The sequence below is a fragment of the Thermocrinis ruber genome, assembly GCF_000512735.1.
GTDB classification, from domain to species: domain Bacteria; phylum Aquificota; class Aquificia; order Aquificales; family Aquificaceae; genus Thermocrinis; species Thermocrinis ruber.
The window spans coordinates 1,036,577-1,053,685 of sequence record NZ_CP007028.1 but is presented as its reverse complement, the minus strand read 5'-3'; the positions used below and the strand labels follow the sequence as shown (position 1 = coordinate 1,053,685).

The 17,109-nt window shown below is 45.0% G+C and carries 13 protein-coding genes; 3 read left to right on the top strand and 10 right to left on the bottom strand.

What is annotated here, in order from left to right; translation table 11 throughout:
* The first annotated feature begins 24 nt into the window (after positions 1-24).
* Together THERU_RS05620 and THERU_RS05615 are read left to right on the top strand one after the other, a co-directional pair.
* On the top strand, positions 25-435 hold the full coding sequence (locus tag THERU_RS05620) for a type IV pilin protein (protein ID WP_038532175.1): 411 nt from the start codon (positions 25-27) through the stop codon (positions 433-435).
* The gene (locus THERU_RS05615; protein WP_025306301.1) at positions 432-2,414 is read left to right on the top strand and encodes an STT3 domain-containing protein; all 1,983 of its coding nucleotides are present in this window, start codon (positions 432-434) and stop codon (positions 2,412-2,414) included. Before THERU_RS05620 ends, THERU_RS05615 begins: the two co-directional genes overlap by 4 nt.
* On the opposite strand, the gene THERU_RS05610 is transcribed toward THERU_RS05615, so the two are convergent.
* The 8 genes from THERU_RS05610 to THERU_RS05575 form a co-directional block, all read right to left on the bottom strand.
* Positions 2,350-2,862, bottom strand: coding sequence for a hypothetical protein (locus THERU_RS05610; RefSeq protein ID WP_025306300.1), 513 nt, complete (start codon positions 2,860-2,862; stop codon positions 2,350-2,352). The genes THERU_RS05615 and THERU_RS05610 overlap by 65 nt on opposite strands.
* Positions 2,814-3,728 (bottom strand): PulJ/GspJ family protein, encoded by a 915-nt coding sequence (locus THERU_RS05605; RefSeq protein WP_025306299.1) that lies wholly within the window; start codon positions 3,726-3,728, stop codon positions 2,814-2,816. Before THERU_RS05605 ends, THERU_RS05610 begins: the two co-directional genes overlap by 49 nt.
* Positions 3,725-4,381: a type II secretion system protein gene (locus THERU_RS05600; protein ID WP_025306298.1), complete on the bottom strand. Its 657-nt coding sequence runs from the start codon at positions 4,379-4,381 to the stop codon at positions 3,725-3,727. The genes THERU_RS05605 and THERU_RS05600 overlap by 4 nt, the downstream gene beginning before the upstream one ends.
* Positions 4,374-4,868, bottom strand: a complete 495-nt coding sequence (locus tag THERU_RS05595) for a pilus assembly FimT family protein (RefSeq protein WP_025306297.1) — start codon at positions 4,866-4,868, stop codon at positions 4,374-4,376. Before THERU_RS05595 ends, THERU_RS05600 begins: the two co-directional genes overlap by 8 nt.
* Complete coding sequence (locus tag THERU_RS08350; protein ID WP_025306296.1) at positions 4,853-9,796, bottom strand: pilus assembly protein; 4,944 nt, start codon at positions 9,794-9,796, stop codon at positions 4,853-4,855. The genes THERU_RS05595 and THERU_RS08350 overlap by 16 nt, the downstream gene beginning before the upstream one ends.
* A gap of 76 nt (positions 9,797-9,872) precedes the next feature.
* The gene (locus tag THERU_RS05585) at positions 9,873-10,145 is read right to left on the bottom strand and encodes a hypothetical protein (RefSeq protein WP_025306295.1); all 273 of its coding nucleotides are present in this window, start codon (positions 10,143-10,145) and stop codon (positions 9,873-9,875) included.
* Between the two features lie 21 nt (positions 10,146-10,166).
* A complete protein-coding gene (locus THERU_RS05580; RefSeq protein ID WP_025306294.1) occupies positions 10,167-11,189 on the bottom strand; it encodes a polysaccharide deacetylase family protein in 1,023 nt (340 codons plus the stop codon).
* A 4-nt stretch (positions 11,190-11,193) separates the two neighbouring features.
* Entirely contained in the window at positions 11,194-12,297 is a 1,104-nt protein-coding gene (locus tag THERU_RS05575) for a glycosyltransferase (RefSeq protein ID WP_025306293.1), read from the bottom strand.
* A gap of 21 nt (positions 12,298-12,318) precedes the next feature.
* On the opposite strand from THERU_RS05575, the gene THERU_RS05570 reads away from it, so the two are divergent.
* Positions 12,319-12,987 (top strand): septal ring lytic transglycosylase RlpA family protein, encoded by a 669-nt coding sequence (locus THERU_RS05570; protein ID WP_025306292.1) that lies wholly within the window; start codon positions 12,319-12,321, stop codon positions 12,985-12,987.
* On the opposite strand, the gene THERU_RS05565 is transcribed toward THERU_RS05570, so the two are convergent.
* On the bottom strand, positions 12,984-15,791 hold the full coding sequence (locus tag THERU_RS05565; RefSeq protein ID WP_025306291.1) for an AAA family ATPase: 2,808 nt from the start codon (positions 15,789-15,791) through the stop codon (positions 12,984-12,986). The two genes, THERU_RS05570 and THERU_RS05565, sit on opposite strands and share 4 nt — an antisense overlap.
* 69 nt (positions 15,792-15,860) lie before the next feature.
* Positions 15,861-17,099: an ATP-dependent Clp protease ATP-binding subunit ClpX gene (gene clpX, locus THERU_RS05560; RefSeq protein WP_025306290.1), complete on the bottom strand. Its 1,239-nt coding sequence runs from the start codon at positions 17,097-17,099 to the stop codon at positions 15,861-15,863.
* Positions 17,100-17,109: the final 10 nt, after the last annotated feature.

Sequence of the window (17,109 nt, the reverse complement as noted above, 5' to 3'; positions counted from 1 at the left end):
TTGGGGGCTTTTTTGGAGATTATTATGAGGAGGGGTTTTACCCTTTTGGAGCTTTTGGTGGTTATCGCCATTATTGCCATCCTTGTCAGCATTGCCATTCCCCAATACCTAAACTACACAGAAAGGGCAAGGCTTGCGTCTTATGCACTTCCGATTGCAAGGGCTTGTATGTTTGATGTGTCTTCTTATTGTTCTACAGACCCTCCCCCAGCAGGAACGGAGACCTACTCAATAATCGGAAATTCTACCTTTCCCAACTGTGTGGCGAACTATACCACTCCGGGTGGGACTGTTTATTTTACTGTAGTTGAGGCTTTTCAATGCTCAAACACGGGACAGTTGGCTGCGGGGAAGCTACACGCTTACTTTTCTGTCATGGGGCAGAGGGTGGTGTGTCGGGTGGATACTGGAACCTTTCGGTGCTTTGTTGAATGAAAAATCTCTCCCTTGCCCTGCTTTTTGCCTTTTTTGTGTCTTTAATTCCTCACATTGTAGAGATATACAACTACTTTAAGCATCAGGATATTTACTTTTTGGACCGCAAGCCCTTTATTCAAAACCCCGATGGCTACTTTTTTGGAAGGCTTGCCAAAGACTTCAAAAGGGGAGAGGATGTTCTAAGAAACTTTCCGGAAGGTGGTGTAAAGTATGACTATCCGCCTTTGATAAGTTTTATGTATGGAATCCTTTTAAGGCTAACGGGTATTGAAATAGAGTGGCTTGGCTTTTGGCTTTCGCCCATTTTTGGAAGCTTGTTTGTTATTCCTTTTGTTTTATTTTGGCACAGGCTTGGGAACCTCTGGGTGGGCTTTGCGGGTGCGGTCCTAACCGCCCTGTCCTCTGCTTACTATACCAGGGTTTTTGTCCTTGACTTGGACACAGACAACTTAAACCTTTTCTTTATCTTCAGCATCGCCCTTTTTTTACTGCTTGCCTACCAAAAGAAAAACCACTGGCATGCTTACCTTTTTGTTGCCCTTGCTGTGCTTTTTAGTCTTCTGTTTTATTGGTGGTATGCCCATCCGGAGTTCTTTGTTTTGCAGTTTCTTGGATTTTTGCTTTTGGCACTGCAAAACAGAAGGCTCTTTTATGCGGGATTAACGGGGCTTTTGTCTTTGTGGGCTTTAATCTCTTTTATGGCGGGCTATCCTTTAGGTATGGACATCTTGGGCAGGCTTTTCCTTTACTTTGGAATTCCCATCTCTCCGGTGGAAAGCAAGAACGTGCCAGAGGTTTTAAAAACCATCTCAGAGCAGGGTAGGGTTTATTTCTTGCGTAGCTACCCATTGTATTTTTCCTCCGAATTTCCCTTTTACATAGCCTTAATTTTTCTGCCCTTGCTGTTTTTTAGGTTTTTCAAAGGACAGTTATTGCTTTTGCCCCTTTATGTCCTTTTGGTTTTGAGTGTGGTAAAGGGAAGCATAAGGGTTTATATGTATTCTGCGCCTGTGCTTGCAATGGGTTTTGCCTACGGCGTCTTTCTCATTTCAAAGCTTTCGAACTTTTTGGAAAAGAGAAGTTTAAAGCTCTTTGTGGGTGGGCTTTTCCCTCTTTTGATGCTCATATCTGCCATAAACTGGTTTAGCTTGATAGACAGAATGCCCGGCTTTTTTATCAGTAAAGAAGTAGTCAGGGACATCCAAAAGTTAAAGGACATAACGCCCAAAGACGCAAAAATTCTTAGCTGGTGGGATTATGGTTATCCTATAGTTTATTACTCCCAGAGGGCTGTCTTTCACGATGGGGGAACCCAGTTTTCCATAAAGACGCTCCTCATAGCCTACGCCCTTTTGCAAGAGGAAAAAACCGCCCACAAACTCTTTTTGTGTATATCCGACCCTATTTTCAATCATCGTGCGTGGGAAAAATATAAAACTCTTGGTCTTTATAAAGCCTTAGAGCAATCTGCCAAGGAGTGCCAAGTTAAGCCCTACGGAAAAATATACCTTTTGATTACCGAGGATATGCTTAGCAAAACCCAACCCATGCAACAGCTTGCCTACGGGAAAGGTTCAACCCTTCTCAAACTTCCACCCTGCGAAAGAGATTGTAAAGCAGAGCTAAACAGAGATACTGGCACATACACCCAAACTATTGGCAGATCTTCCACCGAATACTTAGTTAAAGAAGTTTTTTGGATAGAGGAAGAAGGCAAGGTAAAAAGGGAAAGCTTCAACAATCCCAAGGGCGGGACCCTCTACTTGGTGAAAAAAGGTGGAACAATCTACGGCTTTTTTGTTGGAGAAAAATTAAAAAATTCCGCCCTGTTGAGCCTATACACCATAAGAAAAGACAGAGAGGACTTCAGGCTGGTTTATGATAACTTTCCCCATAGTGTGCTGTATGAGATTATCTCATCCAAACCGCCTCAACCCTTGACCTTGAGCCCTGAGGACCATCTGCATCTGAAATGATTGAGTATATGTATCCCCTTCCGCCTGGTTGAGGTCTGGTGTAAGCAACCCCAGTTACAACCTCTCCCGGTGGAGGAGCATAACCTCTCAGGCAGATTGTTATTGTGTTCCTAAAGGTTTCTGTTGTCCCCGAAAGGCGATAGTTCAGGTTTGCGGTGCAACAGTTTCCAACAGTAGTCCAACCAGTAGGGCATTCAAGCTGGTCCATATTATCAAAGAGCCCGCTCTTTATCTGCAAAACCGCATAATTCACTCCGCCCACCGCAGCCTCCCTTGTGGATGTATAGACCCTTACCCTTTCTCCGGTTAGCATTGTGCGGGTGAGTATATAGTAAAGCCCACCAATAACAAGGGCTATCATTATGCCCATAACCAAAACGGATATGAGCGCCACACCCTTTACCTTTTTGTATTTCTTAAAGGTATGTCCTCTTCCACAAGCTTCCATCTATACCACCTCCACTCAGGGTTTATTGTTATGTTCCCACACTGTTCAAAGCCATTGGGTGGGTCCATCTGGGTGTCCATCCTTCCACCCACTTGCATCAAAAGGCAGAGCCTTACCGCACGCAGGTTGTTTATATCACCAATGGTTGTGTCGTAGCCTTGACCGTCAAAGTATCTAACCCTAAAGACCGCAACGCAGGATGCAATGGGTTGTGCAACCGTATCAGGGTTTACTTGCTTTAGTAGATTAAAGGTCTCCGGGGCACATTCCTTTGGTAGGTTTGTGTTGTTTAGAAAGTATCTGACTGCAAACTCTTGAATTCCGTTCCTATCTCCCATGGTAAATATTAATGTGTTCGGTGAGTTGCAATTCGTAGTAGCTTTGCTTGCCATATCAAGACAGAGAAGATTTTCTCCTGTTGGTGGGCTACTTGGACAGTTCTCAAAGGTCCATCTCCGCCCTTCGGTGGTTATGTTTCCAGACCCATCCCTTACCCACCAACAGCCAGAATTTCTAAAGCTTCTGGTGGCAAGGTTCAAAAAGTAAAGTTCATCGTTTTCAGATCTAGAAGTACAGTCGAGGGCAATGCCCAAAACGTAATCGGAAACAGCAAAAGCGGTAAGCCCATTGCAAGCGGGTGTGTCTACTTTTAACCTATTCACAGGAACGCCAAAGCCTATACCCTGAAGGTCTTTTCTAAGGCTTGTCAAAAGCACCTCCACATCCTGCTCGTTCTTTGCAAGAAGAGACTGTCTTATGGTTTCTCTAACCAAGCTTCTGTAAGCGAAGAAAATTCCGCCCGCAGATAGGGCAACTATAGCTATAACCACCAGAAGTTCCACAAGGGTTATACCTTTCCTTCTCATCTTGTATCCCTCATAACAGGTATTGAAACAAACCTGTATCTCCCCTTGGTATCAAAATACCAAACTACTACACCAGCAACCCTTCCCACTTCTAAATTGGTGGCAGGGTTAATAAGCCTCGCCAAAGTGGTCCCCGCATATATGAACCTTCCTCTATATTTTTCACCGCACACCGCATTGTTAATTTGCCTGCCACTATCCGCATAACAACAATCATATCTATCCCCAGTAAGATTACAGGGTCTTATACGCAACCATTCTGCGGTGTTGATGGGAGTGGCACTAAAGTTTCCATTTTGTCCATTGTAAGGGTCATAAAAGTCCGCTATTCCATCACCGTCTGAGTCTTGCACCTCAAAGGTGCAGTTTCCACCATCACACCGGGCGGAGTCCCAATTGTAGGGATATGCGTATAGTGTATCGCACAAGAAGGGATTTAGGTTGTTTTCATCACATCCTGCAGTTGGATTAAACCGGGCAGTTTGTATTTGGGAGGACATCTTGAGGGCAATTTCGCTTGCCTTGTTTTTTAGGCCGTTGTTTATTTGATATTCCATGTAGAGCAATATCCCCCTCAAAAAGCCAGCCATGAGGATAAAAAGGATTACAAAGGCAACCAAAAGCTCTATTATGGTAAAGCCTTTTTTATTCATACCTTATCCTCCCAACACTATCTACGAACACGGTTCTCCTTCCGTAGCTATTCTTTAAGGTAATGTTGATAGCCCCTATGCCACAGTTCCAGTTTAGAGGATAGCCTCTTCGGTCAAAGAGAACGTAAAAATCTGCCTCAGGAGAAACACCGGGTGGAAGTGAAACCAATCTCTGCGTGGTTGCATCATTTGTGCAAGATGGATCAGCGTCCCTTGGGCATCCACCACCGACGGTAGAAGGATCAACTGCAAAGATTTTGTATTGGTTTTGATTCGCACAGAACCTCACACCCCAGACCATGTTGGAAGACATAGACCTAAACTGAACCTCCTTTAGGTCGTTGGCAACTTGGGTCATCGCAGAATAGAGCCTCTCTCTCTGCACCAGATTTCTCAGACCAAACATACTGGCACTGGCAAGTATGGCAATTATAGCCATAACCACCAGCACCTCCATTATGGTTATACCTTTTACTTTTCTATCCATAGCAGGAACTTCTCCTCCGAAGTTGTAGCCTTTTGCTGTGTTAGCCTAAGCACCACTCCAGTGGATATCTGAGCGAACTTCTCTAACTGTTGGCTTGCTCGAGAGGATTGCAAGGCTTGGAAGGGGTTGCCTATGGGCGGAATACCTTGACCCACCGAGATCTTCTGTAGCAGTTGAACTGAATGTCCTACCGCAATAGTCCCGCTCACCGCATATGGAGAGAGCACAGAAGGTCTTGGATAAGGTCTTCCTGTCTTGTAATAGACGGATATTAGGTTTGAACTACCTTCCAGTTGGCAAATATCTTCTGGTGGCACATAGGTTAAGGCATCCACTATACCGCCTATAACGAGAACTTGAGAGTAGATAGCCTCTCCCGTCAGTCTGTAATACCATCCTCTTGGTGGTTCGGGAGGCGTGCTACTACTATACGCACTATAGACTACATCCCTCATCCCACAACCACTGGCATCGCACATACAGATCTGCTTTACTTCGGTTATTGTTATCGTGAGGGACTGGTTGGTTACATCCGTAAGCTGGGCTTTTGTGTATGGAGTAGGACATGTGGATGAGCTACTGTTCCAGTTTTCATCCTTGAAGCCTATGAGGTAGTTATCGTAGGATATAGCCTTATCGGAGTTGTCCATTACATACCTGCCCGTTCCAAAGAATACCCACAGCTTGCCGTTTTCATCCTTTGTAAAGTTGGGAGCACCAAAGACAGGGGGAGTGTTGCCCGCAGTCGCAAAGGTGCTAAGGTCTATTGCGGTGCATATATCGCTTGAGCTAAGAGCACTCACCGATTTGTAGCTACTTCCAGACCTCAAGCTAAGCCTGTAAAAATTGCCCCAAACCTTGCCCGCGTTGGTCCTTCCATAAACTCCAAAGTAGATTACATCGTCCTGATAATCACTATCCACATCCACCACCGCAATATCTCCCACTGCAAAGCTTACGCCACCAGTGGCTGGAATATTTACACTTCTTACAATGTTCCCAGTTCTTAAGTCTATAAAGTATAGCTTGGGCTGACTTGTAAAGCTTGTTCCTTCAGGGTTTATTGGACCGCTACCTATAACCACATACCACTCGCCGTTTTTGTTGGGGTCTCCAAGACGTATTAGCGCAGGGTAAGAGGTGGTTAGCGTTCCATCAGGAAGACGCACTTCCCACAGAAGGGTAGGTTGGGCACTTGTTCCGTTTAGCCAATCGGTCAGGTCAAGGGCAAAGACAGAAGAAGAGAAGGTGCCTGCACTTGTTGTTATAGACCTGCCACCAAAGCCCATTGTGCCGATCAGGATGGTTCTCCAACTGCTTACCGTTTTGTCTGCATTAGCAGGACCGCCTATTGATACATCAAAGACCGCGGTTCTATAATCCACCGTTGGCACCCTGCAATAGCTTGGATTACCATACCATACCAAGTAGGGCAAAGCATTCCTTGGAATAAAAGCCCACTCTTCCCTGCCTACCAAGTCGCTAAGTGATGTATTATAGGCATTTACCACCCTTGTTGGCTTGTCTGGGTCTCCTGTTTGGACCAGTCTGCCCACCCTAAAGGCGTGGAGCATTCCATCGTTGGCACCCACAAACACAAAGCTTGTCCTGTTTTTGTATGCGTCTGTGCGTATGTATTGAAGGTAGGTGGCATCGTTATAGCGTAGGTGGTAGATATTCACTGGTTCAGAGCTAACCACCGAGGGGGTGGAGTTTATTATGTCTCCAATCCTCCAGGTCTTTGTCCCACTCGCACCTGGGCAGAACTCCGATATATTCACCTCCCTTGTCCTCTTTACATAGTCGGGGCAAGATGGGTCTGAGCTTAGGTTTTCACCCCTTAGATATCTTATGATACAGCTGGCGTTGACGGGTTGGCAGGTTCCACCACCACTGCAATCTCCATTGTTGGTGCAAAGCACCGTTGGGTTGTTGGAACAAACCTTCCATATGTTGCTAAGGTAGCTTGCCTCTGAGGTGGTAAAGGAGGTAAGAGTTCCGTCTTTGTTGTAGAGAATGTTTCTAGTTGATGGGTTTCTGTCTGCAAGCTGGCAACCGGCATCAAAGACAGGGATAAGTTGATTTATGGATCTTGTTCCTTCCCTCACGCAGGAGGTGGTTGTATCCGAGCCTTGCAGTATGGCAACCTTCGTTTGGTTGTCGTTTGGATCAAAGAAGAATTGGAATATCTTGTCAATAACGATACCCGCTATGTTCAAAACTTTGGGTTCTGTGGTGTCTTCCCTCAGGTTTTGCATTGTATCTATCCAAAAAGACCTGAGAAAGCCAAGCCAAGAGATTTCTGTGCCATCTGGCTTTACATATTTGGGATAATAGTAAGGCTGAACTATGAGGGAGGATATGCCAGTTCTTGAGGTAAGGGTGGCAACGGTGGCACCAGAGGACGCACGGCGGAGGATGTCAGCAAAGGCTTTTTCAAGTTGTTCTTCCATTTTTAGAGGGTTTACAACAAAGAAGTAAGTATCTGGGTTACCATCTCCATCTTTGTCCCATTCGGACGGAAGGTCAGGTACATTATTCCCATTTTGGTCATCAAAGCCACCCCACTTTGCCGCATACCAAAGAGGGTTCTTTAACTGTCCTGCAGCCCCGCCAACTACGGTAAAGGTTTTTTGCCAAGTAAGTGGCATACCCGCAACAACAGAGGGTGTATCCCAATCAGCACTATTTGGAATATCCCTATCTTTTACAACAAGCCAAGTTCCATCCTCCGTGGTCCCGCTTATAGTAAATCCTAATATTTGGTCAATACATCCTGCAGCATACTCGGATGTCAGTTTTATTTGGATCTGGTTGCTTCCAATAGGAATTATTTCATATAAAACAACGGCGTCCATATCATGGTCAGCCCCCTGTTCCACATCCTCAAAGTTTATTCTAAACCTAGCATAGGTTAAGTTCCCGCTTGAGTCGTACCTTACTTCTTCAACATAGAAATCTACAATCTGGTTTGTTGGGCAAAAAGCATTAGAGGTGCAGCCAGAGATTCTAAGATTTCCAGTAGCATCTCTCGTAATTGTGCATTTTTGGAAACAAGCAGTATAAACGCCCAAACAACCGCTTACACTCTTACCAAGAGGAGTTATCCTTACAGTCTTTCCGCCTACATTTATGGCAATATCGGGCAAAGGTGAAGCCAATGCCACAGAGTAGGTTTTTACATTGGGTGGTTTACTTCCTGAAAAGTTATCCCTAAAACGGGTGTTTCCGTAGTAAGCAACTGCTGCTGAGTAATAGCTTCCTTGCTTGGTAGGCTCTTCTGGACATAAGCCCCTTATGTTGGCAAACCCGCTAACGCTTTTGGATGAACAGATAAAATCATAAAAGGAACCACTTTGTCCAATAAAGTAATCCCCGCTTATTCCCTCGTTGGTGCTGATTGTATTAGCTAAAGTGGAAACATCAAGCCCAGTTAGATCACCGGATATTCCGCCAAAACTTGAACCGGGCAGGCTGTCCGAGTCGTAATTTACATTTATGTCGCTCAAAACAAGCATAAACGGCTTGGCACACATGGAAAATAGTTGATAAGGTTGATAATAACTTGGACCTCTTCTTATTCCCCAATCTGGTTTAGGAAGATTTAGCCCGCTGTCCAGCGTCCCACTGTAGGTAAAGTTTGGAGTGGGAGAACCTTTTCCTGCAAGGTATCTTAAAGCTTCATACATCATCTCTGCAATGGGATTTCCCCACATTCGGCATTCACCTTCGTTTAAAGGTCTATCCGTTAGCCAACCGCAAGGACCAAAGCCTCTATCTCCCCATTGCCAAGGTCCATAAGCGTAATCACCGTAGCTAAATCCGATTACTTTCATCCTTTCTAAAGTCTGGATTATACTTCCTAGGGCATTTACGGAACTTGAAAAAATTCCAGTGTTGGGATCTAATTCGTCCTGTATACTCCAGATATTCTTTCTTAAAACACCACCGCTCAAATTCTTTGTGTAAGAACCCGTTAGTAAGCCAAAATACATTTTTGCTCTATCAACACACAGACCATCAGTCGATATATTGCAATCACTATCTGAATTGCAAGGTTTTAATGATTTGCTACACCACTTACCACCACCTTCGTATTCCCCATACTTTTGCAAAAGCCCAATGGGTTTATAGGTTCCAGCCGGATACCTCTTACAGTTAGGCTCTAAGCCTACAGAAGGGTCGCAAACTTTTACCCTAACATAATATTCCTCAGGAGTTCCCAAACTGTTATTGCACACAGGTCTTTCTTTTGAAGCCCACTCCCAAATCCTGTTAGTTCTATTCCTTAAAACTCTTATAACAGGAACTTCACCATCAGACTTACTTACTACACAAAAGAGATGTCTAGTTCCTGAGACTGGGTTTCCAAGTGGTGTTAGTCTATCTATATTTGGGATATAGCTTCTTTCTCCAGGTATTAAACTTACTTCTTTGCCCCAGCTATGAGCATCTTGTGGTATATAAGTTGCAGCAAGAACTGTCTCGCTTTCACTATCTATTTCTCTATGTCCTCCATAAAGAACTTTCTTTAAAACATCTATCCTTGACATTGCAAGCCAATTCAGAAAGTTTCCGCTCCAAGCATCTCCCCTGCAGTATTTATCGGTAGTTCTATAAACTGGAACAAACATATTCCTACTTGTATCATATCTGTAGCATTTGTATGGGTCAAAGTAGCCGTAATAGTCTATTGAATGTTTGTATCCAACATCTAATTTTCCATCTCCATCAAGGTCTGAAGCATCATTATACGCTTCATAGTAAAGCCTATGATCTCGTTCCATCACAAGCATAACAAGGGGTGGGATAGTTGTTCCTATTGTAGGAGGAACGTAGCAATAGTCAGTCATGTTTGCACTGTATGACCTTTGCCCTGTGAATGCCAGTAAAATAGCAAATATCAAGAGGAAGATCTTTCTTCTCATCTCCCAAGCCTCCTTCAATTTTTAGATTAACCCACTCCCTTGCCCTTTGCGTGAAGTTTCTGTGAAATATGCGGGGTTATCCTTTGTCCTCTTTGTGAGGGATTTCTAAAACTCTGTAAAGAAGGATCTTGATCTCTGTGATCTCCTTTTTCATTTCGTTTAGTTCAGTTCTTATGTCCCTTATGTCCTGCTCAATCTTGTCTATCCTTCTATTCATATCATCAAAGCGTTTATTTACATCCTCGAAGCGTTTGTTCATATCCTCAAAGCGTTTGTTGATTAAAAATACATACCCTCCTATTATGGCAGAGAGGGTGCCGATGATAGTAAAAACCTGCGTCCAGTCCATAGCTTTAATTTTATTCCTCCTTCACCAAAAGCCCAGCTTGGACTTGGTGAGTATGGCAAAAAAGGACCAGATGTCCTTTGGGACGGTTATGCGTGGGATGGCGTAGGGGTCCGAATAGGGTTTTACCGTCATCTTTTCAGTGGTAAAGCAGGACCTTAGGTATTCTCTGCATTTTTTCTTCAATTCATCGCTGTAATCTCCAAAGGGATAAGCTCCGTGTTCTACACTTTCTCCCAGAAAGCTTTTGAGTAAGCCCATGGATGTTTTAAAGTCTTCCTCTATTCTGCTTCTCATCTCCTCTTCCGTTTCAAAAACAAGCAAACTGTCAAAGTTCCTTTTGAGTAATTCCTTCAGCTCTTTTTTCCAAGACCTCTTTTCAAAAAAGCTATTTCCCAAGGATCGGATGAACTCTTTGACCTCTGGCTTTAGACTTCCTGCCCTTATGGCTAAGGAGCCCTTCATAGGGAAGATAGGATAACCTTTTCTTAAATCACCTTTGTATGCGTGCAAAAGAGACCAGTGTCCATCTCCATCGTAGAAGTCTATAACTTCGTCCCTTTCAAAGGCTTTTAGATGCCAATGGGAATGCCAGCCAAAGGAAAAGACATCCCTCATACTCTTTATTTCCTCCAAAGTCAAAAAGTCTGTGCTTTTGCCCTGCTTTACAAACTCTGCGTTTGCATCCTTCATGCTCTTTGGTCTATAAAGCTCTTCCCAAGACACTTTCCCTTCCCAGTAATCAAGGAGGGTAGGTCTCTTTTTTTCCTCCAATAGCACCCGAGAGGTTGCCAAAAAGAGGGTTGCTTTTACTTTGTGTTTTTTCAGGATAGGATAGGCGTAAATGTAATTGTCCGCATAGCCATCGTCAAAGGTTATTGCCACCGCGTTTTTGTGGCATTTTCCGTTTATCACGCAATCCAAAACCTCATCCAAAGAGACTATTTTGTATGTGCTCTTTAGTACTTTTATTTGCAAATCAAAGGTTTTCCACCAAAGGTCAAAACCGGGATTTTTTATAACCTTGTGATACAAAAGCACTAACATGTGGTTATTTTACTCCCAAGAGTCTTTGGAAGAGGTTTATATACTCCTGGCAGGTTCTTTCGGGGGTAAAGTTCATGGCGGTTTCCCTTGCCCTTTTGCCTATTTGGTGGTATTCCTCCGGAGATAGCTTTAGCACCATTTCCATCTTTTGCCTAAGGGCGTTAAAGTCTCCCACGTCCACACTAAAGCCGTTAAAACCATCCTTCAAAAAATCCTCCACTCCGCCCGCCTTGGTGGCTATAACAACCTTCTCGCAAGCCATAGCTTGCAAAAGTGCATTAGGCAGTCCCTCAAGGTAAGAGGACATAACATAGTAATCTCCCGCGTTGATATAATCCTCCGGGTTTTCCCTAAAGCCCACGCCTATTACCCTTTCCTCCACCGAGTAAGCTTTTGCCAGTTTTTTTCCTTCCGTGTCTGTTAGCGAACCCACCAAAAGCAGATAACAGTTGGAACAGTTTAGCTCGGAGAAAGTTTTGATGAGCATGTCTTGTCCTTTCACTGGAGGGTTCCAATTGGCAACATTTACAAAGACCTTGGCATCTACGGGAATGTTCAACTGCCTTCTTATGCTTAAGCCCTTTTCCCGGTTCGGATAAAACCTCTCTAAGTCTATAGCACTTGGGATAACATAGAGTTTATGCTCTGGAAAGCCTGCGGATGCAAGGTTTTTTACAACCGCCTTAGAAACGCCTACCACCGCATCTGCGTATGCATACTTTAGCTTTAGGGATAAAAGGTTTGGCACCCTTGCACTTCTTTTGACCACCACAAGCTTTGGCTTGTTTTTTAAAAAGGGATAGACGAGCCTAACGTAGTCGTAAGCATGGGGAGAGTTTGCTATAACCACATGGTAGTTGTTTTCTTTTATGATCCTGTATAACCTTAGGTAGTTGGCAGGGTTCAGCCGGTTAAATTTGGTGTGGTTTTCAAAAAACCGAAAGACTACACCATAGGGGGAAAGCTTTTCTACCATTTCTTTGTTTTGGTAGGCAAGGGCAAGCTCCACATCCACTCCTCGCTTTTTTAGCTCCCTTGCAAGGAGATAAACCTGCTCCTTTGTTCCACTCCAGCCAAAGCCATCTACCACCGAGAGAACTCTTAGCACTTAATATATTGTATTTTGGAAATGTGGCTCCTGCTCTTGGTAGTTTTTCTGTCGGGTTGTACGGTGGTTATAAAGGACAGGGAGCCCATTTCTCAAAGGGAAAGGGAGCGGGCAACAGGTTCTCTCAGGGCATACTGTCCATCCAAAATTGAGACGGTAGGTTTTTACTGCACGGGCAACAGGGCATACAGCAATCTTGTTCAAGCAGGCAGTCGGGTTAGGGTTTATAGCCAAAGCACGGGAAAAAGCGTAACCATAGCCATCTATAGGAGGGATGATATCAACGGTGTATGCGTGCCGGAGAGGTTTGAACCTCTTCTTGGGAAGGCTCCCTTTAGGGCGGTTTTGGAGGTGGAAAGATGCGGGGTGGACGGAAATACGGTATGCCCTCCCGTGATCAGAGGTATGGCAAGCTGGTATGGAGAGCCTCATCATGGAAGAGAAAGCTCTTACGGAATAATCTTTGATAAAGATGGAATGTATGCGGCCCACAGGGAGCTTCCCCTTGGCACCCTGCTGAGGGTAAGGAACTTAAAAAATGGCAAAGAGGTGGAGGTAAAGGTAATAGACAGGGGACCCTTCAAGGAGGGCAGGGTGTTGGACCTCTCAGAAGGTGCGGCGAGGAAGTTGGGGATGATAGGGGATGGAGAGGTGCCGGTGGAGGCGGTGGTCCTTCGCTGTGGAGATTAGGTGCTCTCTATTATGTTTTTTAAGATTTCCCTCTCCAAGGGGGAGCTAACCTTTGGCAGGATGGTTTCTATTACAACCCTTTGGGCAGAGTTGTACCTTTCTAACCTTCTGGCACATCGGATGGTATCCCTGATGGAAAACACGAACTCTACAGGTTCTTCGGACCTTTGGCTTTGATAATCCCTGTATGCCTTTCTTATGCGGTTGGCGATCTTGAGTAAGTCAAAGAGAAGGTATATGTGCCTTTCCCTTGTGGGGTTTATCAACCTTTTTGCCTGTGGGGTCTCCACTTGATTTATCAGGGCATACCAAAGATAAACAAATTCTTCGTTGGAAAGTTCAGAAAGCGAAGAAACATAGTCTTTTAAGATGAGTGCTTCGTCGGGATGGAAAAAGCCCCTGCTATCCTCAAAGGGTGGATAATCCACAAACATTACATCCGCACGGGATTTTATATCCTGCGGAAGTTCAGAGACGCCAAGATAGTGCTGTGGGTTCATACCGCCCACCAAGATCACATCGCTCCGTGCCTTTATGACCTCTCCAGTAGGCATTACCAAATATCTTCTGTAGTCAAAGAGGGGGTTAAAGAGCTTTACCAAGGCGGGTGGGAGGGTGTTGATCTCGTCCAAGTATATGACCGCACCTGGGGTCTGCAAAGCTTTGATAAGGTCTGAGAAAACGCGCTTTGTTCCCTTTTTTGGGTCAAACTCATAGGTGTAGGTTAGGTCTTCCTTTTCCATCTTTGAGTGGCATGGGATTATGTAAAGGGGTCTGTTGGTAAGGGCGGAGAATACTTCTACTAAGAAGTTTTTGCCCACACCCGCATCTCCCTCCAATATAAGTATGCCTTCTCCAAAGCTGAGCTGGTCTTTGACCATGGAAACAAACCTCTCTAAGTTGTAAACAAACCAGGGGGTTTCTTCGTAAGAGACAAAAAGAGGGAGCCTGTAGGGTTCGTAAGAGAAAAGTCCTCGTAAGTGCCTGAGGTAGCTCCTTACCCACTTGGGCATTGACTTTAATTCTTTTACAGGCAAAAGGTTTGAGTATCTTTTGGGTTCCAACAGGACGCCATCTTCCCTTTCAAAGGCTATTTTTGCGTATATCTCACTACCTATGGGTAACTTTTCCTCTACCTTTAGCCTCCAAGAGAGCCTTCTGCGCTCACCGCTAAACTTTGGAAAATCTTCCCTGCCAAAGAACACCCTGTCCTCGGTGGTGGTTATTCTGAACCTTTTTAGCCTGTATGAGATAACCTTTTCCTGCAAGAGCCTTTGGAGGCTTTGCTCTCCTTCCCTGCTCAATTCCCTCGACAGTGTGTTCAGGAATTCCCTAAAGTTCTTTACCTCCTCCTCCGCTTCAAGTTCTTCAAGGTCTTGGCTCTCTTTGCCTTCAAGGGCTACCTTTAGTTCCTCCAAAGCCCTCGTCAGTCTGTTTTTAAGCTCCCTTTCCAACTCCTCCTTTGCCCTTGAGAGTTTTTCAAACTCTTCTCCGTCCGCATTTCGGAGCCATTCTTCTATTTCCTTTAGCTCCCTCTGACCCGCTGTGCCCCTTTGGACCTTTTCCCTTATTTGCTCCAAAAAGAGCTCTAACCTCTTCTTTTTTAGTAGTTCCTCTGCCTCAAAGTAAAGCTCTCTTATCCTTCTAAGGGGGATGTCCAAGCTGGCAATCTCCTTAAGGGAGTTTAGGTCCTCCAACTGGGAAAGATCCCTTGCCTTCTGTACCTTAGAGACAAATTCTTTGTAAGCCTTTTCCGCCTGCTTTAGGACTTTTTCCTGCCTGTCTTTGGGATAGATAAAATCCACCAAGTTGGAACCAAGCTTTACAAGTTGGTAGAGCTTTCTGTCTTTGTCCTGTATCCACCTACTGGTGTATATGTAGCCGTCCTTTGATACCTTTACCACCGAGTAGCCAAAGCCCTCGAGGGTTTGCAAGTATTGGGGAGTTTGTAGGTCCAGTATGCCAAGATGGTTTTCCTCCGCATCTGCCAAAAATACAAAAAGACCCTCTGGGTCCCCGTCCAATTGGGAAACCTTCAGGGGTACATCTATCTTATAGAGCTCTTCCTCTGTGTATGCGTCCAATACTATGACCTTAGCTTCTTCGCCCAAAATTAGCCTTCCGTTTATTAGGGCTACTGCCCTGCCAGCCCTGTATGGAAATTTCTTTAGCAAGTTCCCGCTTAAGCTGTATATGGCAGAACCCTCCGTGCCAGTGATGAACAGCTTGGATGGTGTTAAAAACTTTATAGCCCTTAGCTCTCCTATCTCACTCACGCTGAAGCTACTTTTGAACTCCACCCTCTGCAGAGAAAGGTCTTCTCCTACATCAATGGCATAAACCCCGTTTCCCACCACTCCAAAGGCTAAAACTCCCCGCATTAGGTCCAAGCCCATGGAGGGTCTTATGCCCTCCTGGGAAAGCTTAAAGCTCTTCCAAGTGGCTGGGTTCTCTGGGTCCTCTATGCGATAGACCACCAAATAGGGGGGTGTGATGAGGATAAGGAAGTTTTCTTTAAAGAGGATCTCTGAGACCACCTGTGCGGGTGGGCGTGCGGGAAGTCTGTGTAGCCTACCCCTCCAGTCATAAAACTGAAATAGCCCATACCTTCTTCCTACCAAAAGCCAACGGGCATCCTCGGAGACATCCAAGCTTTCTATCCAATACTCCTCCACCTTCGGGTCTGGGTCCTGCTGAAGGTCCTGCTCCAACCAAAGCTTCAGAACACCCTTTGAAGTAGTTATCTCATAAACTTCCTCTGTTTGCTTTTCTTTTCCACCAAAGAGTCTTTTAAGAAGTTCCATACAAAAGGAGTTTAAGCCCAAAGGTAAGAAGGCGGTATAAGTTTTTTGTTATATGCTTATAAGCTTACTTTATACCGCCTCCTTGAGGATGTACTTGGGCTTGATCCGCTGAATTACCACCTCTTCATCTATTATTACCTTCTTTACGTTCTTCTTGGAGGGCACCTCAAACATCACATCTATCATGATCTCTTCCATTATTGCCCTGAGTCCTCTGGCACCCGTCTTGCGTTTTATGGCTTCCCTTGCAATTTCCCGCAGGGCGCCTTCGGTAAATTCAAGCTCTACGCCTTCCATCTCAAAGAGCTTTTTGTATTGCTTCACCAGGGCATTTTTGGGCTCCACAAGAATTCTTACCAGGTCATCCTCCGTTAGCTCATCAAGGACTGCAATTACGGGGAACCTGCCTATGAACTCGGGGATCATGCCAAAGTGTATTAGATCGTCGGGCTCCACGTAAGTGAGCACATTGCCCTCCACGTTGTATTTGCCTATGGCGGACTCAAAGCCCACCACCGACTTTCCGAGCCTTCTCTTTATTATGTCCTCAAGGCCTACAAAGGCACCACCGCAGATGAAAAGAATGTCAGTGGTATCCACTTGTATAAACTCCTGATGAGGGTGCTTTCTGCCACCTTGTGGGGGCACGTTTGCCACCGTTCCTTCTACGATCTTTAGGAGGGCTTGCTGAACACCCTCCCCGGACACGTCGCGGGTTATGGAAGGGTTTATGCCCGACTTTTTGGCAATTTTGTCTATCTCGTCAATGTAGACTATACCCTTTTGGGCAAGCTCCACATTATACCCGCAGTTTTGCAGGAGCCTTGTTAACACATTCTCCACATCCTCTCCCACATATCCAGCCTCTGTTAGGCTGGTGGCGTCCGCTATGGCAAAGGGCACGTTGAGTATTTTTGCCAAAGTTTTGGCAAGTAAAGTTTTGCCCGAACCCGTAGGTCCTATCATAAGGATGTTGCTCTTTTCTATCTCTACATCATCCAGCCTTACACCCAGCTCCTTCATTCTGACCCGCTTGTAATGGTTATAAACCGCCACCGATAGGATCTTTTTGGCTCTTTCCTGTCCTATTACATACTGGTCTAATATGGCTTTTATTTCATCGGGCTTTGGTAGTTCTTGAACATGATGCTGTGCCAACTGGCTCTTTTGCTCTCTTATTATAGCCTCGCAGGTGGACACACACCTATCGCATATGTAGGTGTCGTTGGGACCAGCAATGAGAACCAAAACCTCCTCTTGACTCCTACCACAAAAGGAGCATCTATGCCCTACTGTTTTCCTACTCATTCTTTTCAAA